17 protein-coding genes are annotated in these 20,877 nt (G+C 69.6%); 8 read left to right on the top strand and 9 right to left on the bottom strand.

Features of this window, described 5'->3' with window-relative positions; all coding sequences use genetic code 11:
• The first annotated feature begins 286 nt into the window (after positions 1–286).
• Together V6D91_RS04380 and V6D91_RS04375 are read left to right on the top strand one after the other, a co-directional pair.
• Positions 287–1,684, top strand: coding sequence for an MBL fold metallo-hydrolase (locus V6D91_RS04380; RefSeq protein ID WP_347318076.1), 1,398 nt, complete (start codon positions 287–289; stop codon positions 1,682–1,684).
• On the top strand, positions 1,681–2,322 hold the full coding sequence (locus V6D91_RS04375) for an endonuclease III domain-containing protein (protein WP_347318074.1): 642 nt from the start codon (positions 1,681–1,683) through the stop codon (positions 2,320–2,322). The genes V6D91_RS04380 and V6D91_RS04375 overlap by 4 nt, the downstream gene beginning before the upstream one ends.
• Positions 2,323–2,392: 70 nt before the next feature.
• Here V6D91_RS04375 and V6D91_RS04370 read toward each other — a convergent pair whose 3' ends face one another.
• Positions 2,393–3,061: an SDR family NAD(P)-dependent oxidoreductase gene (locus V6D91_RS04370; RefSeq protein WP_347318073.1), complete on the bottom strand. Its 669-nt coding sequence runs from the start codon at positions 3,059–3,061 to the stop codon at positions 2,393–2,395.
• Positions 3,061–3,909, bottom strand: coding sequence for a squalene/phytoene synthase family protein (locus V6D91_RS04365; protein WP_347318071.1), 849 nt, complete (start codon positions 3,907–3,909; stop codon positions 3,061–3,063). The genes V6D91_RS04370 and V6D91_RS04365 overlap by 1 nt, the downstream gene beginning before the upstream one ends.
• Positions 3,910–4,020: 111 nt before the next feature.
• Here V6D91_RS04365 and V6D91_RS04360 point away from each other — a divergent pair, with 111 nt between their 5' ends.
• Entirely contained in the window at positions 4,021–5,565 is a 1,545-nt protein-coding gene (locus V6D91_RS04360) for a methyl-accepting chemotaxis protein (RefSeq protein WP_347318069.1), read from the top strand.
• A gap of 85 nt (positions 5,566–5,650) precedes the next feature.
• Complete coding sequence (locus V6D91_RS04355; protein WP_347318067.1) at positions 5,651–7,099, top strand: HDOD domain-containing protein; 1,449 nt, start codon at positions 5,651–5,653, stop codon at positions 7,097–7,099.
• 4 nt (positions 7,100–7,103) lie between these two features.
• Here V6D91_RS04355 and V6D91_RS04350 read toward each other — a convergent pair whose 3' ends face one another.
• From V6D91_RS04350 to V6D91_RS04320, 7 genes are all read right to left on the bottom strand, one after another.
• The gene (locus V6D91_RS04350) at positions 7,104–7,778 is read right to left on the bottom strand and encodes a squalene/phytoene synthase family protein (protein WP_347318066.1); all 675 of its coding nucleotides are present in this window, start codon (positions 7,776–7,778) and stop codon (positions 7,104–7,106) included.
• A complete protein-coding gene (gene rmuC, locus V6D91_RS04345) occupies positions 7,775–9,328 on the bottom strand; it encodes a DNA recombination protein RmuC (protein WP_347318065.1) in 1,554 nt (517 codons plus the stop codon). The genes V6D91_RS04350 and rmuC overlap by 4 nt, the downstream gene beginning before the upstream one ends.
• Before the next feature lie 13 nt (positions 9,329–9,341).
• Positions 9,342–9,998: a phosphoglycolate phosphatase gene (gph, locus tag V6D91_RS04340; protein ID WP_347318063.1), complete on the bottom strand. Its 657-nt coding sequence runs from the start codon at positions 9,996–9,998 to the stop codon at positions 9,342–9,344.
• 21 nt (positions 9,999–10,019) lie between these two features.
• The gene (gene ubiG / locus V6D91_RS04335) at positions 10,020–10,730 is read right to left on the bottom strand and encodes a bifunctional 2-polyprenyl-6-hydroxyphenol methylase/3-demethylubiquinol 3-O-methyltransferase UbiG (RefSeq protein ID WP_347318107.1); all 711 of its coding nucleotides are present in this window, start codon (positions 10,728–10,730) and stop codon (positions 10,020–10,022) included.
• Positions 10,712–10,975, bottom strand: coding sequence for a Txe/YoeB family addiction module toxin (locus V6D91_RS04330; RefSeq protein ID WP_347318062.1), 264 nt, complete (start codon positions 10,973–10,975; stop codon positions 10,712–10,714). Before V6D91_RS04330 ends, ubiG begins: the two co-directional genes overlap by 19 nt.
• The gene (locus V6D91_RS04325; RefSeq protein ID WP_347318060.1) at positions 10,972–11,214 is read right to left on the bottom strand and encodes a type II toxin-antitoxin system Phd/YefM family antitoxin; all 243 of its coding nucleotides are present in this window, start codon (positions 11,212–11,214) and stop codon (positions 10,972–10,974) included. Before V6D91_RS04325 ends, V6D91_RS04330 begins: the two co-directional genes overlap by 4 nt.
• A 72-nt stretch (positions 11,215–11,286) precedes the next feature.
• Positions 11,287–12,600, bottom strand: a complete 1,314-nt coding sequence (locus V6D91_RS04320) for a TRZ/ATZ family hydrolase (protein WP_347318058.1) — start codon at positions 12,598–12,600, stop codon at positions 11,287–11,289.
• 86 nt (positions 12,601–12,686) lie between these two features.
• Here V6D91_RS04320 and V6D91_RS04315 point away from each other — a divergent pair, with 86 nt between their 5' ends.
• The 4 genes from V6D91_RS04315 to V6D91_RS04300 all read left to right on the top strand — a co-directional run bounded on the left by V6D91_RS04315 (position 12,687) and on the right by V6D91_RS04300 (position 20,740).
• Positions 12,687–13,286, top strand: a complete 600-nt coding sequence (locus tag V6D91_RS04315; protein WP_347318057.1) for a 2OG-Fe(II) oxygenase — start codon at positions 12,687–12,689, stop codon at positions 13,284–13,286.
• A 118-nt stretch (positions 13,287–13,404) separates the two neighbouring features.
• A complete protein-coding gene (locus V6D91_RS04310; protein WP_347318055.1) occupies positions 13,405–14,448 on the top strand; it encodes a hypothetical protein in 1,044 nt (347 codons plus the stop codon).
• A gap of 42 nt (positions 14,449–14,490) precedes the next feature.
• On the top strand, positions 14,491–17,208 hold the full coding sequence (locus V6D91_RS04305; protein WP_347318054.1) for a PD-(D/E)XK nuclease family protein: 2,718 nt from the start codon (positions 14,491–14,493) through the stop codon (positions 17,206–17,208).
• A complete protein-coding gene (locus V6D91_RS04300; protein WP_347318052.1) occupies positions 17,201–20,740 on the top strand; it encodes a UvrD-helicase domain-containing protein in 3,540 nt (1,179 codons plus the stop codon). Before V6D91_RS04305 ends, V6D91_RS04300 begins: the two co-directional genes overlap by 8 nt.
• Positions 20,741–20,877 lie beyond the last annotated feature (137 nt).

The following is a 20,877-nucleotide window of genomic DNA, read 5'->3' as shown; positions in this document are numbered from 1 at the left end:
GCCGGCCCTTCGGGCAAACCCTGGCCTGACCTGCTCCAGCCGGGCCGCCCTGACGCGACCTCCTGTCGCGGCAGGGCTGAATGGGCCTTCCTTGGCCCATTCACCCGGCTTCCACAGGCCAGCCCAGGGCGGCCCCGAGGGGGATTTGCCCTCACCCCCTGCCCCCTCTCCCGCCTGCGGGAGAGGGGTGTTAGGAAAACCTTGGTTTTCCGATCCCTCTCCTTCACCCCGCCAGATGCTAACTTTGTAAAAAGTCCCTGAAACCGTCCGCAACGGAGAGACCGTCATGAACCTCACCTTCCTCGGCGCCGCGCGCGAAGTCACCGGTTCTTGCTACCTGGTCGAGACCGACGGCGTCCGCTTCCTCGTCGACTGTGGCATGTTCCAGGGCGGACGCACGGCGGACTCCAGCAACCGCGAGGCGCCGGGATTCGACCCCGAGGACATCGACTTCATCCTTCTCACCCATGCGCACATCGACCATTCCGGTCTGCTGCCCCGGCTGGTGGCGATGGGCTTCAAAGGGCCGGTCTACTGCACCGAGCCGACGCGCGATCTCTTGGGGGTGATGCTACCGGACTCGGCCCACCTGCAAGAGAAAGAGGCCGAATGGGAGACGCGACACCGGCGCCGGGCGAAGACCGGCCGCAGGCAGGACGTCGCCCCCCTCTACACCGTGGCCCAGGCCCATGCGAGTCTGAAGCGCCTGTACGGTTATGCCTACGATACGCCCCTGCATCCCCATCCGCAGGTAAGGGTCCAGTTCCGCGACGCCGGTCACATCCTCGGCTCGGCCATCCTCGAAGTGTGGGTGAATGAGGCGGGGGCGACCACCAAGCTGGTGTTCTCGGGCGACCTCGGCCAGCCCGGTCGCCCGCTGATGCACGACCCGACCCCGATCGAGGAGGCCGACATCCTGCTGGTCGAGTCCACCTATGGCAACCGGCTGCACAAGCCGCTCGATTCCACCCGCGAAGAACTCGCGCACGCGATCAACGACACCCTGTTCAAGAAGCGCGGCAATGTGGTCATGCCAGCCTTTGCCGTCGGCCGCACCCAGGAGGTGATCTACATGCTGCACGAGCTGGCCGAGGATGGCCGCATTCCGCAGGATCTTGAGGTGTACGTCGATTCGCCGATGGCGACGGAGGCCACGCGCCTCACCCTCAAGTATCACCAATGGCTGGATGAGGATGCGCAGAAGGCCCTGCGGACCCGGGGTCAGGGCATCCGCGTGCGCTTCACCGAGAGCGTCGAGGAGTCGATGGCGCTCAACCGGGTCAAGCACGGCGCGATCATCATCGCGGCCTCGGGCATGTGCGAGGGGGGGCGCATCCGTCACCACCTGCGCCACAACCTCACCTCCCACGCCAACACCATCCTCATCACCGGCTTCCAGGCGGCGGGCACGCTCGGCCGCCGGCTGGTGGATGGCGCGAAGGAGGTCACCCTGTTCGGTGAGCGTATCCCGGTGCATGCCGAGCTCTACACCGTGGGCGGCCTGTCCGCCCATGCGGACCGCGATGCCCTGCTGGGCTGGCTGGGTCATTTCCGCAAGCCGCCGCGCCAGACCTTTATCGTGCATGGCGAGTCCGAGACCGCGCAGGGATTTGGTCTGCTGGTGCACAAACAGCTCGGCTGGAGGGTGGAGGTACCCAAGAAGGGGGCCAGTTACGCCCTATGACCTTGCTGGAGGCCTACCGCAGGCTGGATGACGCCTGGGGCCCCCAGCATTGGTGGCCGGGGGAGTCGAGGCTTGAGATCATGGTCGGCGCGGTGCTGACCCAGAACACCGCCTGGAGCAACGTCGAGCGGGCGATCGCCAACCTCAAGGCCGCGGGGGCGCTATCCATCGAGGCGCTGCTGGCCCTGTCCTTGGACGAGCTGGCCGCGCTGATCCGCCCGGCGGGCTATTTCAATGTCAAGGCGCGGCGCCTGCGGGCCCTGCTGGAGTGGGTATCGGCGGCGGGCGGTGAGGAGGCCCTGGCTCAATGGTCGGACGATGCGCTGCGGGCGGGCCTGCTCGGCGTGCGCGGCGTCGGGCCGGAAACGGCGGACGACATCCTGCTCTATGCCTTCGGGCGCCCGGTGTTTGTCATCGACGCCTACACCCGCCGTATTTTGGGGCGGCTTGGGCTGGTCGATCCCGGTACGGGTTACGAGCACCTGCGCGCGGTGATCGAGGCTGAGCTTCCGCCCGATGTGCCCCTGTACAACCAGTTCCATGCCCTCCTCGTCGCGCATGGCAAGGAGATATGCCGCTCGCGCCCGCGCTGCGCGGCCTGCGTGCTGCGGGATGGCTGCCCTGCCGCAACGTTGTAGGAGGCCCGCCCTCGGGCCGATAAGGCAAGAGCCACTCGGCCCGAGGGCGGGCCTCCTACACATGGTTGTGCTACACGCCTGCCCCTTCCTGCATGAGGCGGTCGACCAAGGCGCGCGCCACATCCATCACCGGCGTCAGCCCTGCCGCCGGACCTTCACCCGGGAACAGCCGCGCGCGCAGGGGGGTGGGCATGGGCGGTGCAGTGAACAGCTCCACGTGGATGCCGGGTTGCTCCTCCGCCCATTGCGCCGCCTGGCGTGCAAGGCCCGCCTTGGCCACACCGTAGGCGCCAAGATACGCCGCCTCACAGGCATCGCCGATGAATACGACCTTGCCCGCGGAGGACTTGAGTAGCCCCAGGCAGGCGCGGGTGAGCAGGAAGGGGGCGGTCAGGTTGACGCGCAGCAGGCGGTTCCACACCGTGGGATCGACGTGCGCCAGCGGAGCCGGGGCGCCGGCATCCGCCGCGAGGTGGAGCAGGCCGTCCAGCCGGCCGGCGTGGGCCGCGATCAGCTCGGCGAGCTGGGCGTAGTCTTCGGCCTGGGCGCCGGAGAGGTCGATGGCGTGCAGCAGCGGCTCGTGGTGGCCGGCGGCGGCCACCTCGTCGGCGAGCTGCATCAGTGTTTCGGGCTTGCGGCCGAGCAGGATCAGGCGAGCACCGCGTCGCGCGGCCTCCAGACTCGTTGCGCGGCCGAGGCCGCCGGTGGCGCCGGTGAGCAGGAGGGTGGTCGTCGTCATCAGGCTTTCCTCGAGCGAGCCTTGCGGGCGGTGCGCCAGCTGAGCCACAGCAGGCGCAGGGGAGTGAGTTCCGGGCGCGCATCAAGCAGCCGCCAGCCGTCCTGGGCCATCGCCTCAAGCAGGGCGTCGGCTTGGGCCAGGCTGACCAGGGCCATCACCTGTTGCGGCTGCGCCTCGGAGGGGAGCATGGTCCGGGCGTGGCGCAGTTGCCCGCGCACCTGTGCGCCCAGCTTCTCCAGCATCGCGCGGACGGCCTCGGAGGTGCGCGGTTGGAGCAGGTCGGGCACGTCCAGACCGTGCCGGGCGAGGGTTTCGCGCGGGATCAGCACCTGGCCGCGTGCCGCATCCCGCCCCAGCTGGTGCAGCACGCGCACCCAGGCCAGCGCCTGCCCGATAGCGTGGGCGAAGTCGCGCTCCGCACGGCCGGCGCCCCCCTCGGGGTCGGTCAGGATCAGCCAGGGGGCGACTTCATGGCGGAAAGCATGCAGGCCGAAGTCGCGCTCCTGCTCCAGGTAGCCATGGCGCAGGCGGTCCTGCGCGCCGGCCACCATCTCCTCCAGCAGTTCCAGCCGTCCTGGCAGGTGCAGCACATGCTGCATCAGGGCTTGGGCGATGGGGTGCTGGGCGGTGCCGGCAGCGGCGGCCGAAAGTTCCGCGAGCCACCAGTCGAGGCGCGCCTGGGCGACACTAGGCTCGGGGATGCGGGTGCTCGCATCCAAAAGCTCGGCGCGCAGGGCAAGCACCGCCAAGGCGGCGGGTTTTTGCTGCTCGGGCAGGAAGCGGCAGGCATAGTAGGGGGCCGAGCCCGGTGGGGCGGCCTGGTCGCGGCAATAGCTGAGGATGTCCATGCGCGCATGGTACCACTGGCCCCGTCATGGGGGCTGGCCTGCCTCTTGCATGGATCAAGAAAAGTCCGTTTTTTCCGATACAGCGTCAACGACCTTTCAGGAATAGTTGCCATGTGGTCCGAACCCAGTCTGCTGCGTCGCCTCCGGTTCGCCTTCCTCGGCTTTGGGGTGGCGATGGGGGTGATTTTCCCTCTCTATGCCACGTTCTTCGTCGAATACCGGCCGGGCATGAAGTGGTGGTTCGTCGCCGGCTGCCTGGTGGCGGGGGGGATGGTCGGCATCTTCAATTACGTGGTCACGCATGTCGTGCTGCTGCGTAAGCTGGGCCGGATCGCCGAGGTGGCGGGGAGCATCCGCGAGGGCAACCTGACCCACGAGTGCAGCATGCGCAGCGCAGACATGATTGGTCAGATTATTGACGCCTTCAACGGCATGGTGGGTCAGCTGGCCGGCTACATGCGTCAGATTACCCGCCAGAGTGACCGGGTGCGGGCGGGGGCGCGGCAGATGAGCACCATCTCCGAGGAGATCGTGCGCCATGGCGAACTCGAGCGCAGCCGCCAGAGCGAGGTCGCGGCGGTGGCTGCGCTCGTCGGCGATTTGGCGGTGGAAGTGCAGGATTCCGCGGCACGCGCCCAGCTGGCGGCCCAGATGGCGATGGAGCATGTGCGCGCCGGACAGGCGACCCTGCAGGCCAGCCGCCATGCCGTGGAGGAGAGCGTGCGCGAGGTGGAGCTGGCCGCGAGCGGCATCCAGGCCCTGCAGGAGGCCGTGCAGGGCATCCAGCGCATCACCGGGGTCATCAGCGCGATCGCCGAGCAGACCAACCTGCTGGCTCTGAATGCCGCCATCGAGGCCGCGCGGGCGGGGGAGCACGGCCGCGGCTTTGCCGTGGTGGCGGACGAAGTGCGAGGGCTCGCGAGCAAGACCCAGGAGTCGACGCTGGAGATCCGCCGACTGATCGAGCATCTCACCGAGCGGGCCGACGAGGGCGTGACGGTGATGGGCCGGGTGGTGGAGCGGGTGCGCGAGAGCGGGCGCCTGGCCGAAGACATCACCCTGGCGATGAGCGGCATCGACGAGCAGGTGCGCGTGACCGAGGCTGCGAACCAGAACATCGCCGGCCAGACCCAGGAACAGTCCAGCCGTGTCGAGGGGCTGCGGCGCGAGCTCGAACACCTGTTCCAGGTGCTCGATGACAACGCCGAGCGGATGCGGGCCACCCAGGTGGTGGTCGGCACGCTGGACGAGGCCGCCGACCGTCTCAACGAGATCCTCGGCCATTTCACCTTCGGCGAGGGAGAACGGGAAACCCGGCTCTTCGAGCAGCGCCAGGGGGCGCGCCACACCTGCTTCCTGCGGGCCAAGGCCAAGGATGGCGCGGGGCGCGAGCTTCCGGGGGTGGCGATGGATCTGAGCAGCACGGGTGCGCTGCTGCACGTCGGTGAGGACGTCAGTATGGGGAGCGACATCCAGCTGGAGATCCGGCCGCTGCACGCCTCCACCTGGACGGGGCGCGTCCTGCTGCCGGGACGCATCGTCCGCAAGGAGAAGGTCGAGGGAGGCTACGATATCGGTGTCCGCTTCGATGCCCTGGACAGCCTCGGCCAGGCGGCACTGGAGGCCCTGATCAGCGAGGCAAGGCAGCGCTCATGAGGCGCCCTCCCCAGGCGGAGACCCATGGATACGCCCTGGGGCGGCCGCTACAATCGCGCGTTTGCCTCGCCTACCGGGTTCGCTGATGCTGGAAATCCTGCTCAACAAGATTCAAGCGGCGCCGGACTTCCCAGCCTTCTCGCGCACTGTCCAAGAGGTCGGCGCCCTCATCGCCGACGAGGATCAGCGCTCGATCAACGAGCTGTGCTCCCTCATCCTGCGCGATGTGGCCCTGACCAGGAAAGTCCTCGCGGTGGCGAACACCTTCAGCGTGCGCGAGGCGCGGGGCACGGTGCACACCGTCTCAAGGGCTGTGATGCTGCTCGGTTTCGAGGAGGTGAAGGAGATCGCCCTCACCCTCATGCTGTTCGAGCATCTCCAGGGGCAGGACCATGCCGGCCGGCTACGGGGCAGGATGCTGCAGGCCCTGTTCGGCGCCCTGCTGGCCCAGGCCTTGTCCCGCCCGATGGTGGGGCGGGGTGGGGAGCCGGTCTTTCTCGCAGCCCTGTTCCAGAACCTGGGTCCCATGCTGGTCTATCGTCACCTTCCCGAGGCGCCGCCGGAGATTGAGCGGCTGTGCCAGGAGGAAGGGTTGGACGAGCGGGCCGCCATCCTGCGTGCGACCGGGATCGTCGCCGATCATCTCGGGCGCGAGGTGGCGGCGCGCTGGGGCCTGCCCGACAGTCTGCGGGCGGACATGCGTCCCGTGCCGCTCACGGCCCGCCTGGGTACCGTACCGCCCGTGCAGCAGGCCGCGTGGGTGGCCTCGTTCGCCAATGCCGGTACGGCCATCCTGCTGACCGCGACTTCGTCCGCGAAGGCCGACGCCGCCTTGGAGGAGTTGGCGCGGCGGGGAGGCATCGAGCCGGAGGCCGTGCACCAGGCGCTGGCGGAGGCGCGTGAGCGCATGGGGATCTACGTCGGCCTGTTCGAGGCGACGGATGGCACCCACGGCCTGCTCGCCCGCTTGGGCGGGCAGCTGCCGGAGGCGGTGGTCTTGCCCGAGGCGCCGGCGGCCTCCGCACCGACGAGTGGGTCGGAGCGCCTGCTGCGCGGCATCGAGGACGTCACCGCATCGCTGCTCGAGGACTATGCCCTGCCGGAACTGCTGTCGAGCATCCTGGAAACCTTGTACCAGGGGCTGGACCTCGCCCTCGCCGTTTTCTTCGTGCACGACGCGCGCAGCCGGGCACTGCGTCCCAGCATGGCCTTTGGCGAACACAGCGCGCAGATCCTCAAGGCGGGGATGCTTTCGCTGGATTCGGGCAACCCGATCGTCACCAGCCTGCAGGGCGGCGAGGACCGTCTGATCCACAGGCGGGATGTCCCGGCAGCACGCATGGAGCCCTGGCAGTGGGGGGCTGCCGAGTCGGACACGGCCCTGATCTATCCCGTCTACGTCAACCGCCGCCCGGTGGCACTGTTCTACGCCGAGGGGCGCGGTGCCAACATGCCTCCCGAGGCGCTCAAGGTGGTCAAAACCCTGCGCAACCAGGCTGCCCTGGCGGTGATGAACAAGTCCGCCCGGGCCTGAGGGGTCAGCCGCTGCAGCCGCCGCCCTTGTTCTTCCCTCGTGAATCGGGGGACAGGGCGCGGCCAAGCAGGCGCAGGAACTCGCGCGGCGGCAGCCTCGGGTGGATGAAGGGCGCGTCCGGATCGCGGCGCATGGCCTCTAGCAGGAAGCCGGTGTAGAGCATGGCCCAGCGCAGGCGCAGGCGCAGCAGGAGGGGGGCGGAGAGCCCGAGCGGCGCGCTGCCCTGCAGGATCTTGATCGCCTGCTCCGCCAGGTGGCCGGCCAGGCGGCGCAGGGCGAAATCGTGGCGCCCCTCATGGATCTGGCTCTCTTCGACCATGAAACGCCGCATCGCATCGCGGGGGGGAAGGATGCGTCCGCCGGCGGCATCCTCACGCAGGAACAGAAGCATTTCCGCAAGCCACAGCGCCACCCCGAGGCCCTTCGCCAGCGCGAGGTCATGCGCCCCGGCCTCCGGCCATAGGTGCTGAAGTTGCTGCTGCGCCAGCTCCCCGCCCAGGCTGCGCGCCGAGTGCATCAGCGCGGCGATGTCCTCATGACCTGCGGTCAGTGCGGCTTCGGCCGCGTTCCAGTTGGCATCCAGACCACGCGCCGCGCGCTCGAGGGGCGAGCCGGACGGCAGCGGCAGGGCGAGGGTCAACAGGGGGTGGCGCTTGCGGAAGGCGGATAGTGGGCTCATGCGGGATCATCCTCCTCGTCGCTCTCCTGCGCACCTTGCACCAGGGCTTCCGGCAGCGTCTTGGTGGGCTGCACGCCGAGTTTGTGCAGGCGCTGGGCGCGGCCGATGAGGTTGCCGCGCCCGCTCTGGAGCTTGTTGAACGCGGCATCGTAGCTCTTGTGGGCCTGGTCTAGGCGCTCGCCGAGCTTCTGCATGTCGTCCACGAAGCCGACCAGCTTGTCGTACAGGTCGCCGGCCTGGCGGGCGATCTCCTGCGCATTGCGGTTCTGCTGTTCCTGCCGCCAGAGGTGGGCGATGGTGCGCAGTACGGCCAGCAGGGTGGTGGGTGAGACCAGGACGATGTTGCGCTTGAGGGCGTCCTGGAACAGCGCCGGTTCGTGCTCCATCGCCAGCATCAGGGCGGGCTCGATCGGCACGAACAACAGGACGAAGTCCAGCGTGCGCAGGTCGGGCAGGTTCTCGTAGGCCTTGGCCGACAGCCCGGCCACGTGGTTGCGCAGGGCGGCGATGTGCTCCTTCAGGTGGCGCGCGCGCTCGGTCGCATCCATGCTGTTGACGTGGCGCTCGTAGGCGGACAGGGACACCTTGGCGTCGACGATCACCACCCGGTTCTCCGGCAGATGGATCAATGCATCGGGGAGGACGCGGCCGTGGGCGCCCGCAAGGCTCACCTGGGTCTCGTACTCATGCCCCTTGCGCAGGCCGGAACTCTCCAGCACGGTCTCGAGGATCATCTCACCCCACAGGCCCTGGGTCTTACGCTCCCCCTTGAGCGCGCGGGTCAGGTTGTGGGCCTCCTCGCCCAGGCGGGTGTTCATCTCCGCCAGGCGCTTGAGCTCCTCGCGTAGCAGCAGGCGCTCGCGCGCCTCCTGGCCGTAACTGTCCTCGACCTTCTTCTGGAACTCGCCCAGCCGCTCGCGCAGGGGGTCGAGCAACTGGCCGAGCTGGGACTGATTCTGCTCGGTGAAGCGGCGGCTCTTCTCCTCGAGGATCTCGGCGGCCAGGAGCTTGAACTGCTCGGCGAGCTGCTCCTTGGCCGCAAGCAAGAGGGCGAGCTTCTCCTGCGCCTGCTGGCGCTCGGCGGCAAGCTGGGTCTGAGTCTGGGCGAGGGTGGCGCGCAGCTGCTCGCGCTCCTGGGTGGTCTCATGCAGGGTCTGCTCGAGGGCCGCCAGGCGGGCGCGCAGCGGCCCCAGCTCCGCGGCCAGGCTGGCCGCACGCTCGCCCAGTCCCCGGCGCTCCTCTTCCAGACGCTCCAGCTGGATGCGCAGCCCGCCAGCCTCCTGCTCGAGGAGGGGGACGCGGCTGGCGCGCTCGTGCAGGGCGGCGCGCTCCTCGCCCGCGCGTTGCAGGCCCTCGCGCAACTGCTGGTTCTCGCTCTCGACCTGTTGGCGAGCCAGCTGCTGTTCCTGCGCATGGGCCTCGGCGGCATGCAGGCGCTCGCTCAAGGTGGCCTCGAGGGCCTTGCGGCTGGCGCGCAGGATGAGCCAGGTCAGCAGCGCGCCGAACAGCAGGCCGCCGAGGGCGGTCAGGAGGGGCAGTTGTCCGGGCATGGGCAATCCCAGGTCAAATCCAGGTCAGGAGTTCGGAGGCCGCATCCACCACCGCATCCGCGCCCCAGGTATGTGGGTCGTCATCCTCCAGCACATAGCCGAAGGCGGCGGCGATGGACGGGCAGCCGGCGGAACGGGCGGCGGCGATGTCGCGCTCGGCATCGCCCACCATCACGCAGCCCGCCTCCGGCAGGCCGAGCAGGGCGCAGGCGTGGCGTACGGGGGCAGGGTCAGGCTTGCGGGTCGGCAGGGTGTCACCGCTGACGATGCAGCCGGCGCGGCGGGTCAGCCCCAGCCCATCGAGCAGCGGTTCGGTCAGGAAGGCCGGCTTGTTGGTCACCACGCCCCAGGCACGCCCCTTGGCCTCGAGTCGGGCCAGCACCTCCGCCATGCCGGGGAAGAGGGTGCTCTCGACGCACAGGGCCGCGGCGTAGAGTTCAAGGTAACGCAGGCGCAGGGCCTCCATGCGCTCGGCCTCAAGCTCCTGGCCAAAGCCGAGCCGCACCAGTGCCCCCGCGCCGTGCGACACCCAAGGGCGGATGGTGGCATAGGGCAGGGCCGGCAGGTCGTACTCGGCACGCAGCCGGTTCAGCGCCCCGGCCATGTCGGGGGCGGTGTCGATCAGGGTGCCGTCGAGGTCGAAGAGGAAGGCGCGGGGGGTCGGAGGCATGGACATCGGGGAAGGCATGGCTCAGGAGGGCTTGCGGGCGGCCACGAGGTAGTTCACCTCCACCCCGGGGCTGAGGTGGAACTGGCGGGTGAGCGGGTTGTAGTGCAACCCCTGCTGGTGGGTGATCTCCATCCCGGCCGCACGCAGCCAGCGGGCAAGCTCCGCCGGGCGGATGAACTTGCGGAAGTCGTGCGTGCCGCGCGGGATCATGCGGGTGAGGTATTCCGCGCCGACGATGGCAAGCGCGAAGGCCTTGGGCGTGCGGTTGAGGGTGGAGAGGAACATCCAGCCGCCGGGCTTCACCAGGGCGGCACAGGCCTGCACCACGGCGGCGGGGTCGGGCACGTGTTCCAGCATCTCCATGCAGGTGACCACGTCGAAGCTCGCAGGCTCTGCCGCGGCCAGGTCCTCCACCGGCGTCAGGCGGTACTGGATGTCCAGCCCTTGGGCCTCGGCATGCAGGCGTGCGGTGGCCAGGCTTCCGGCGGCAAGATCGATGCCGGTGACCGCGGCCCCCTCGCGCGCCAGGGCCTCGGTCAGGATGCCGCCGCCGCAGCCCACGTCCAGCACCTTGAGGCCCGCGAGCGGGGTATGGGTACGGATGAACTCCATCCGCAGCGGATTGATGGCGTGCAGGGTCCACAGCGGGCCATGGGGGTCCCACCACTGGTTGGCGAGGGCGTCGAACTGGGCGATCTCGGCGGCGTCCTGGTTCATTCGTAATGTGTCCAGAGTCGGAGGACCTTGATGATGCGCTCGTCTTCGATGACCTGATAGACGAGGCGATGCTGGATATTGATGCGGCGGGAGTAGGCGCCCTTCAGGTCGCCCACCAGTTTTTCATACGGAGGAGGGTTCTTCCAGGGATCCGTCCGCAAGAGTTCGAGCAGGGCCAGAGCCTTCGGCTTCAGGCCTGCGGCGGCGAGCTTTTTCGCATCAATCTGGGCTTGTTTGGTAAAGACGAGGAGCCATGTCACCAGTGAAGCTCCGTCGAGCAGGCATCCAGCGGGGTTTGCATGCCTTCCCGGATGGACTCGCGCATGCCAGGCACGGACAAGAGGAACAGGGTTTCCTGGATGGATGCCCAGTCCTGCTCGGAGAGCAGGACGGCATTGTTGCGCTTTCCGGTGATGAGGATGGGCTCGTGGGCTTCGGCGGCGGCATCCAGCAGTCGGTACAGCTGGGCGCGCGCCTCACTTGCGGTGATGGTGGTCATGGAAAAATCTCCCCAAGGCTGAGACTGAGCGTACTGTAATGCGTACGATCAGCAAAGCCAGTCTTGGGTTCCTCATGCCGCCGGCGTGGTGAGGTGTTGCTGCCACATCGCCGCATTCCCCAGCAACTCGTCCTCGTCCAGCGTGAGCAGGCGGCGCTCGTTCATCAGCATGCGCCCGGCCACCCAGCTGTGGGTGACCTGGTGGCGGCCGGCGGCGTAGACGATCTGGGCGATGGGGTCGTACAGCGGCTGGGTCTCGAGCAGGCCGAGGTCGATGGCGATCAGGTCGGCGGCCTTGCCCACCTCCAGCGAGCCGATGCGCTCCTCCAGTCCCAGGGCGCGCGCCCCGCCGAGGGTGGCCATGTACAGTGCCTCGGCCGCGGGCACGGCGGCGGCGTCGCCGGAGATCCCCTTGGCCAGCAGTGCGGCGGTGCGGGTCTCACCCAGAAGGTCGAGGTCGTTGTTGCTGGCCGCGCCGTCGGTGCCGATGGCGACGTTCACGCCGAACTCTTTGAGGCGGGCGATGGGGGCGATGCCGGAGGCAAGCTTGAGGTTGGACTCCGGGCAGTGGGCGATGTGCACACCGCGCTCGGCGATGAGCGCCATCTCCAGCTCGGTGAGCTGGGTCATGTGCACGGCGAGGAACTGCTCATTCAAAAGGCCCAGGCGGTCGAGCCGTGCCAGCGGGCGCTCGCCGGTGAGCCGCTCGGCCTCGTTGACCTCGAAGGCGGTCTCGTGCACGTGCATGTGCACGCCGAGGCCGAGCTGATCGGCCAGCACGCGGATGCGGCCGAGCGGCTCGTCGCCCACGGTGTAGGGCGCGTGCGGGGCGAGCATGAAGCTGACCGTGGGCGTATCGCGCCACTCGTCGCGCAGGCGGATGCCTTTGCTCAGGTATTCGTCCGGGCCGGCGCCCCAGGGAGTGGGGAAATCGATCACCGGCAGGCCGATGGAGGCGCGCAGTCCGGCGTCCTGCGCGGCGCGGATCGTCGCCTCCGGGAAGAAGTACATGTCGTTGAAGCAGGTGACCCCGCCGCGGATCAGCTCGGCCATCGCAAGACGTGAGCCGTCGTGCACGAAGTCGTCGGCCAGGAAGCGACCTTCGAGCGGCCAGATGTGCTCGGACAGCCAGGTCATCAGCGGCAGGTCGTCCGCCACACCGCGCAGGAGGTTCATGGCCACGTGGGTGTGGGCGTTGATGAGGCCGGGTAGGAGGGCGTGCCGGGGCAGCTCGATGCCGCGTGCATCCAGGCCGCGGGCCTGTGCGGTGGGCAGGATGGCCTGGATCAGACCGTCGCGGATGACCAGGCTGTGGCCTTCGAGCACCTGGGCATGGGGCTTGATGGGGATGATCCAGCGGGGATGGAGGACGGTGTCGGCGTGCATGGCATGGCGGTTCCGAAAGATCGCGTCAATATACCCGCTTGGGCGTGCGCGTTGCACAATGACCGTGCTGCAAGAGGAGGTGATGAATGGACAGCGAGGCACTCTGGAATACCGTGATCGAGGGCTTGGCCGGGCCAGGCTACGCCGTGGTGCCCAAGGCCTTCCCGCCCGACGTGGTCGAGGCGGTGCGCGCCGAGGCCCTGGCGCGGCGCGAACGCTTCCGCCCGGCGGGCATCGGCAATCAGGCCATGCGTGTTTCGGCGGTGCGCGGCGATGCCATCGACTGGCTGGAGTGGGGGGAAGGCGGCGTGGCGATGCAGCCCTTCTGGCAGGCCATGGAGGCGATGCGCGAGGCGCTCAATCGCGCGCTTTATCTCGGCCTGCGCGAGCTGGAGTGCCATTTCGCCCTCTACCCGCCGGGGGGCGGCTACCAGCGCCACTACGACAACCCGCAGGGGCGCTCCGCGCGCACCGTCACCGTGCTGCTCTACCTCAACCCCGGCTGGCGTCCCGAGCATGGCGGGATGCTGCGCATCTTCGACCCGCAGGATGAGAGCCGCGTGCTGTGCGAGGTGCCACCTGAGGCCGGCACCTTCGTCGCCTTCCTCTCCGAACGCTTCCCGCACGAGGTCCTGCCCGCACATCGCGAGCGCCTGAGCCTGACCGGCTGGTGGCGGCGGGGGTGAGCAGATGGTCGCACAACCCTGTGAAGTCACCTGTGATCGCAGGTAACTGGCTGTAGGCTCAAGATTTTTCTCCTCCGGCCGATAGCCTGGGGCCACTCCACCTCCACGGAGCTTCCCCATGCGCATCCAGTCCGCCGCCCTCGATATGAGGGCCCAGCATCAGTTCGCCAGCGCGCGCCACGACGAGGTGCGGGAGAGGGTCACCCCTCTGCCGCGGTCCACCGTGGCCCCCCTCCCAACCGCGCCGACCGCCCAGCCCACGGTCATGGCGACGACGCAGTCACCCGCACCTTCCGACCCGCCCAAAGCCGAGCCCGATGACCCACTGGCCCATGTCGAGGGACGTCTGCGGGTGCTCGCCGCCCTCATCGAGCGCATCACCGGTCAGGCGCTGCGCCTCGCAAAAGCGCCGGTCAGCCCCGAGGAGAGTGTGGGGGGCGAGGCGCCGCCCGCAGCCTCCACGCCGCCCACCCGCCCGGGTGAGGCCGCCCAGGATGGCCCGGTGCGGATCGACCGCTCGGCGCTGAGCCTGCGTATGGAATACGAGGCGGTCACCTTCCAGGCCCAAGGCATGGTGCAGACGGCGGACGGGCGCTCCATCCGCTTTGAGCTTGGCTTCACCCTCGAGCGCAGCTTCTTCGAGATGACCGCGGTGAGTAGCAGCGAGGTGCGCGAGCGGCTCAAGGACCCGCTGGTGATCAGCCTGAACGGCCCGGCCGCCTTCGGGGAGGGGCGCTTTGCCTTCGACCTGGATGCCGATGGTCAGGCCGAAAATCTCCCCCGTCTGGCGGCGGGTCAGGGCTTTCTGGCCTTCGATCGCAATGGCAACGGGCGCATCGACGATGGCCGCGAATTGTTTGGTGCACTCAGCGGTGATGGCTTTGCCGAGCTCTCCAGCCTGGATGGCGATGGCAATGGCTGGATCGACGAGGGCGATGCCATTTTCAACCGCCTGAAGGTCTGGCTGGATGCGGGAGCGGGCGGCCGGCTCGTGAGCCTGCGGGAGCTGGGGATTGGAGCGCTGTCGCTGACCGCCCTGTCCACCCCCTTCGAGCAGCGCGACGCCGACCAGACCCTGCAGGCCAAGCTCCGCCAGAGCGGGGTGTGGCTTGGGGAGGATGGCCGGGCGGGGGTGATTCAGCAGCTCGATCTCGCCGTCTGACCGGTTGATATGGGATCATGCCCGTCCGTTCTCCAGACGGGCATGAACATGCAAACCACGGACGATGCCTTGCAGCCCCTCCTAGGCGCCCTGCGTGAGGGCGCCACCCTCGTCACCGTCAACAACCGCCTGGCGCGCCATTGGCGCACGACGTTCACCCGGCACGCCGCAGCGTCCCGGAGCGTCTGGCCCGCACCGGACATCCTGCCCTGGGGCGGCTGGCTGCGTCGCCTGTGGGCGGAGGCGAGCTGGCTGGATGGGGACGCCCCGCTGCTGCTCGACGCGCAGCAGGCCGCGCAGGTCTGGCAGGACATCATTCAGGAGGATGCGCCTGCCCTGTTGCAGGTCGCGGGCTCGGCAAGGCTGGCCCAGGAGGCCTGGGGACTGGTGCAGGGCTGGCGCTTGTCGCTGCCCTTCGACCCGCTCGAATGCAACGACGACGTGCTCCATTTCCAGCGCTGGGCGGAGCGGTTCGCGCGCGAATGCGACAAGCAGGGCTGGCTGGATGAGGCCAGTCTGCCCGCCCGCCTCATCGAAGCGCTCGACGCGGGTCGCATCACCCCGCCCGCGCACATCCTGCTGCTCGGTTTCGAGGACTGGACGCCGGTGCAGGAGGCCCTGCTGGAGGCTCTGGTGCAGCGTGGCACGCGGGTGGAGCGCCTCGCAGGGCTCTCCATGGAAGGGGGGGTAAACCCCAGCCCCAAGGCTGCGGCAGCCGCCCAGCTCCCGCTCATGCTGGAGGAGACCCCGCGCCAGGGCCGCATCAGCTTCCCCGATGCCGCCCGCGAGGATGAGGCCGCCGCCCGCTGGGCGCGGGCGTGGCTGGAGCGAAACCCTTCCGCCCGCCTGGCCATCATCGCCCCCGACCTGGGTGAACGCCGGGCGCGTCTCTCGCGCCTGCTCGACGCCCAGCTCGCCCCTCAGGCCCTGCTGCCGGGCATGAGTGACACGCCCCGGCCATGGAACATCTCGCTCGGCACGCCGCTGATCGAACATGGCATGGTGCGTGCCGCCTTCCTGGTCTTCGCCCTCGGCGATGCCCGCCTTGAGCTCGACACCCTCGGCCAGGCCCTGCGCAGCCCGTTCCTGGGCGGCTTTGAGCAGGAGCGCGACGCCCGCGCCCTGCTGGACGCCCGCCTGCGCCAACAGGGCGAGCGAAGGGTGTCGCGCGAGCATGTGCGCCGGCAGGCTGCGGAGGGCGGTTGCCCGCTGTTTGGGCGGGTGCTCGCCCGTCTGCATGAGCATCAGCAGGGGCAGCCGCGGCAGCAGTCCCCCGCGGCCTGGGCGACGACCCTGCGTGAGGCGCTGAGGCTGGCCGGCTGGCCCGGCGATGCGGCGCTCGACAGCCCGTCCTTCCAGCTCCGTCAGGCCTGGTTCGAGGCGCTGGCCAAGCTGGCGCGGCTGGAGATCGTGCGGCCGCGCATGACGCGCGGCGAGGCCCTGGCCCAGCTGCGCACACTGGCCGTCGAGACCCTGTTCCAGCCAGAGGCCGCACAGGATGCGAGGGTGCAGGTGCTCGGCCCGCTGGAGGCCGTGGGCCTTGCCTTCGATGCCGTCTGGCTGCTCGGCATGCACCACGAGCAATGGCCGCCGGATGCACGCCCCAACCCCTTCCTGCCCATGCGCCTGCAGGCCCGCCTCGGTCTGCCGCATGCCTCTCCCAAGCGTGAGCTCGACTACCTGCGCCGCATCAGCGCGCGCCTGCTCATGCTCGCGCCCGAGGTGATCGTCAGCCATCCGCAGCAGGACGGAGGGCGCGAACTGGAGCCGAGCCCGCTGTTCGACCACCTGCCGGAGATGGATGGGTTGCCCGAGCCGTCGGGTCTGCCCCTGCCCGAACAGTGGGGGGAGGGCGTGGCGCTCGAAAGCCTGACCGATCCCCAGGCGCCCCCCTTGGCCCAGGGGGAGGTGGCGCCCGGTGGGGCGCGCATGCTGGAGCTGCAGTCCGCCTGCCCGTTCCGCGCCTTCGCCGAGCTGCGTCTTCGCGCCCAGCCGCTGGAGGAGCCCGACCTCGGCCCGGATGCCCGGGTGCGCGGCGTGCTGCTGCACGCCCTGCTCGAACGGGTGTGGGGCGAGCTTCATGATCAGGCCACGCTGCTCGCGTTGGAGGAGGCGGCCCTGACCGCGCGGGTGCAGCGCCACGCCGGCGAGGTGGTGGCCGAGGAGGCCCGCAAACGGCGCAACCTGTGGCCGGAGCGGCTGCAGCGCCTGGAGATCGAGCGCCTGACTGCCCTTGCGCTCGAGTGGCTGGCCCTCGAGCGGGAGCGTTCGCCCTTTACCGTCGAGGACCGCGAGGCGGTGCGCGGCATCGAGATCGCCGGCCTTCGGCTCAAGGTCAAGCTCGATCGGGTGGATCGCCTGGCGGACGGCGGGCGGATGATCATCGACTACAAGACTGGCCGCGCCGCGCTGGCGGACTGGGCCGGCGAGCGCCCGGCCGCGCCCCAGCTGCCGCTCTATGCGGTGAGTCAGGAGAACATCCGTGCCATGGCCTTCGCCCAGGTGCGTCCGGGGGAGATGCGGCTTTTGGGGCAGGGCGATGGCGTCGAGGGGCTGAAGCCCGCCGAGCCCGACTGGACGGCCCAGCTGGCCGCCTGGCAGGAGGTGCTCACCCGGCTGGCGGGGGACTTCCGCGCCGGGCAGGCGGTGGTCGATCCGCGCGCCCCGAACGTCTGCACCACCTGCCCGCTCGGTATGCTCTGCCGCATCCACGAGCTGGCGGGGGGGGGCCATGCGCTGCAGGAGGAAGGCGATGACTAAGGCCGCCCCGCCGGATGCCACCCTCCGCGAGCAGGCGCTGGATGCGCGCCTGTGCTGCATCGTCCAGGCCCCGGCCGGTTCGGGCAAGACCGAGCTTCTGATCCAGCGCATGCTGGTGCTGCTGGCCGAGGTCGAGCGGCCGGAGGAGATCCTCGCCATTACCTTCACCCGCAAGGCGGCGGGGGAGATGCAGAGCCGCATCCTGCACGCCCTGCGCGAGGCGGATTCGCCCCTGCCTCTGGATGCCCCCGAACACCTGGTGCGCCAGCGCGAGCGGGCCCGGGCCGCGCTCGCGCGCGACCGCCTGCTCGGCTGGAACCTGCTCCAACAGCCGGCGCGCCTGCGTATCCAGACCATCGACGCCTTCAGTCACGGCCTGGCCGCCCGCCTGCCGCTGACCGCCCGCTTCGGTGCTGCGGCGGTGATCAGCGACGATGCGCAGGCGCTCTACCGCGAGGCCGCGGACCGGGTCGTCGAGCGCATCGAGGCGCGCATGGACACGGAGGGGCAGGAGGATGCCGACGTCGCCGCGCTGGAAACCCTGCTGCGCCATCTCGGCAACGACCTCGCCCGGGTGCGTGACCTTCTGGCCGCCATGCTCGGCAAACGCGACCAGTGGGGGCGCCATGTCTTTGGCGCCGAGGCCACGTCCCAGGCACGGCGCGCGGCGCTGGAGGCGGCCATCCGGCGCATGGTCGAGGACGAGCTGGACAGCCTGCATGCCCTGTTTCCCGCCGCCCTGCGTGAGGAGACCGCCTGTGTGGCGGCCTTGCTGTGCGCCCATCTGGCCGCGGCGGGGGTGGCGGACGACGACCGTCGCCTGCAGTGGGATGTCCCCGGTTGGCCGCAGGCGGGGGTGGATGGGCTGTCGCGCTGGCAGGGGCTGGCCGACCTGCTCCTGACCAAAGAGGGGGAATGGCGCAAGACCCTCAGGGCCAACGACGGGGTGCCCGCGCCGAGCGAGAAAGGCATCGACAAGGATACCAAGGCCGAACGTACAGCCTTCAAGGAGCGCGTGGTGGCCCTGCTCGACGCCCTGCGTGAGCACCCCGACCTCGCGCCGGCCCTGCATGCCACCCGTGCCATGCCAAGGCCCGCCTATGCCGATGCCGACTGGGCGGTGCTCGAGGCCCTGCTGCAGCTGCTCCGGCTGGCCTTGGGCGAGCTGTGGCTGATCTTCGCCGCGCGCGGCGAGGTCGATTTCGTCGAGACCGCGCAGGGTGCGTTGCGTGCCCTGGGTGAGGCGGACGCGCCGAGCGACCTCCTGCTGGCCTTCGACTACCGCCTGCGTCACATCCTGCTGGATGAGTTCCAGGACACCTCGCACAGCCAGTTCGCCCTGCTCGAACGGCTGCTCAGCGGCTGGCAGCCGGGGGCGGCGCCGTTCACCGAACAGGAGGGGCGCAGCCTGTTCCTGGTCGGCGACCCGATGCAGTCGATCTACCGCTTCCGCGAGGCCGAGGTCGGCCTGTTCCTGCGCGCCCAGCGCGAGGGGATCCGCTGCGGGGATGGCGTGCTGCGCTTGGCCCCCCTGACCCTCACCACCAACTTCCGCTCGCAGGCGGGGGTGGTCGACTGGGTGAACGCCGTCTTCCCCCGCGTGCTGGCTGAGCGCGAGAACATTGCCGAGGGTGCGGTGCCCTACACCCCCTCCAGCGCGCACCATCCCAAGGCCGAAGGGGAGGCGGTGCGCCTTTGTCTGTTCCCCAAGCCCGGCAAGGACGATGGCCAGCCCGGGAGGCTTGAGGCCGACGAGGTGGTGCGCCTCACCCGCGAGGCCCTGGCCCGGCTTGAGCGGGATGGCGAGGTGAAGCCCGCTGACCGGAGCATCGCCATCCTGGTCCGTTCGCGCGGGCATCTCGCCCGCATCCTACCCGCCCTGCGCGCGGCCGGCATTCCCTTCCAGGCGGTGGAAATCGAGCAGCTGGCCGACCAGCCGATGGTGCAGGACCTGCTGGCCCTGACCCGTGCCCTGCTGCACCCGGCTGATCGCATCGCCTGGCTTGCCGTGCTGCGCGCGCCGTGGTGCGGCCTTCCGCTTGCCGACCTGCACGCGCTGGCCGGGGAGAGCGAGCCGACCACCCTCTGGCAGGCCATGCACGATGAGGCCCGGCTTGCCGCGCTCAGCGAGGAGGGCCGCGCTCGCCTGCTGCGCCTGCGTAAGGTTTTGGCAACCAGCCTGCACGACACCGGGCGTGTGCCCTTGCGCCGCCAGGTCGAAGGGGCCTGGCTGGCCCTGGGGGGGCCGGCCTGCGCCAGGAGCGCGCGGGAGCTCGAGGAGGCGCGCATCGTCCTCGACCTGCTCGATACCCTGGGAGATGAGCTTGGCGTGGATACGCTCGAGCGCGAGCTGAAGGAGCTGTTCGCTCCGCCCGAGAGTGGCGCGAGCGTCCAGGTCATGACCATCCACAAATCCAAGGGACTGCAATTCCACACCGTGATCGTTCCGGGGCTGGCCCGGGTGCCGCGGGGGAGCGACAGCCAACTCCTGCTGTGGCTCGAGCGCGAGGCCAATCACCTCGGCCGCAGCGAGGCCGACCTGCTGCTCGCCCCCATCAAGGGCGTGGGCGAGCAGGACAGTCCGCTCTACACCTGGCTTGGGCGCATCCAGGAGGCCCGCGGCAGCTACGAGGATGGCCGGCTCCTGTACGTCGCCGCGACCCGTGCGATCCAGCGCCTGCATCTTGTGGCCGAGGTGCCGCTCGACAGGGATGGCGGCTGGAGGCCTCCGGCCCGTTCTCTGCTCGCACGCCTCTGGCCGGGGATCGAGCATGCGGTGGAGCCGCCGTCGGTACCTGCCGCGACCAGCCCCACGCCATCCCTCCCGGAGCCTTCAGGTTCTCAGCCTGCGCACCTGGCCCTTCGGCGTCTGCCGCTGGACTGGTGCCCGCCCGACCCACCGCCGGGCATCCCTGTCGGTCCGGCCACGGCCCAGCCCCTCAGCCGGCGCGCCACCTGGGAAGGGGGGGAGGTGGCGGATGAGGGCGAGGGGGATGACACCCCGCGCCATGTGGGCACCCTGGTGCACCGCCTGTTTGAGCGCATCGCCCTGGAGGGGGCGGAGGCGTGGCCGGTGGCGCGCCTGCGCCAAGTGGCGCCGGCCCTGCGCCGGAACCTGCAGGAGCTTGGGGTGGTGGAGCACAGGCTGGAGGATGCCCTGGCGCGCGTCCTGCACGCCGTGGAAGGCACGCTGGCCGATCCGCGCGGCCGCTGGATTCTGACGGCGCACGAGGATGCGCGCTGTGAATGGGCGCTCGGCGGGGTGATGGGGGGCGCGCCTGTCAGCGCGGTGATCGACCGCAGCTTCATCGACCAAGGGGTGCGCTGGATCATCGACTACAAGACCGCCGAGCCCGCGTGCGGGGAGACGCTGGCGGATTTCCTTGCGCGCCAGCAGGCGCACTATCGTCCGCAACTGGAGGGTTATGCCGCCTTGCTGGCGGCGCTCGATCCCGATCGTTCCGTGCGCCTTGGCCTGTATTTCCCCCTCCTGGGCGGCTGGTGCGAGTGGTCCGCGCCCGGCGCGGGCTGAGGGCCGTCCAGAAAAGCCTCGCTTTTGTCCGTACCTGCCGAGCCAAGGCCTTAACGATAGAAAGGGATGGGCTCGGCATGAAAAGCCTTGATTACCGCTCCCATCAGAAGGGCACTACGCTCAAACGTTATTAATTT

Source organism: Thiofaba sp. EF100, from assembly GCF_039822285.1.
Taxonomy (GTDB): Bacteria; Pseudomonadota; Gammaproteobacteria; order Halothiobacillales; family Halothiobacillaceae; genus Thiofaba.
This window is presented reverse-complemented; position numbering and strand designations above follow the sequence as displayed.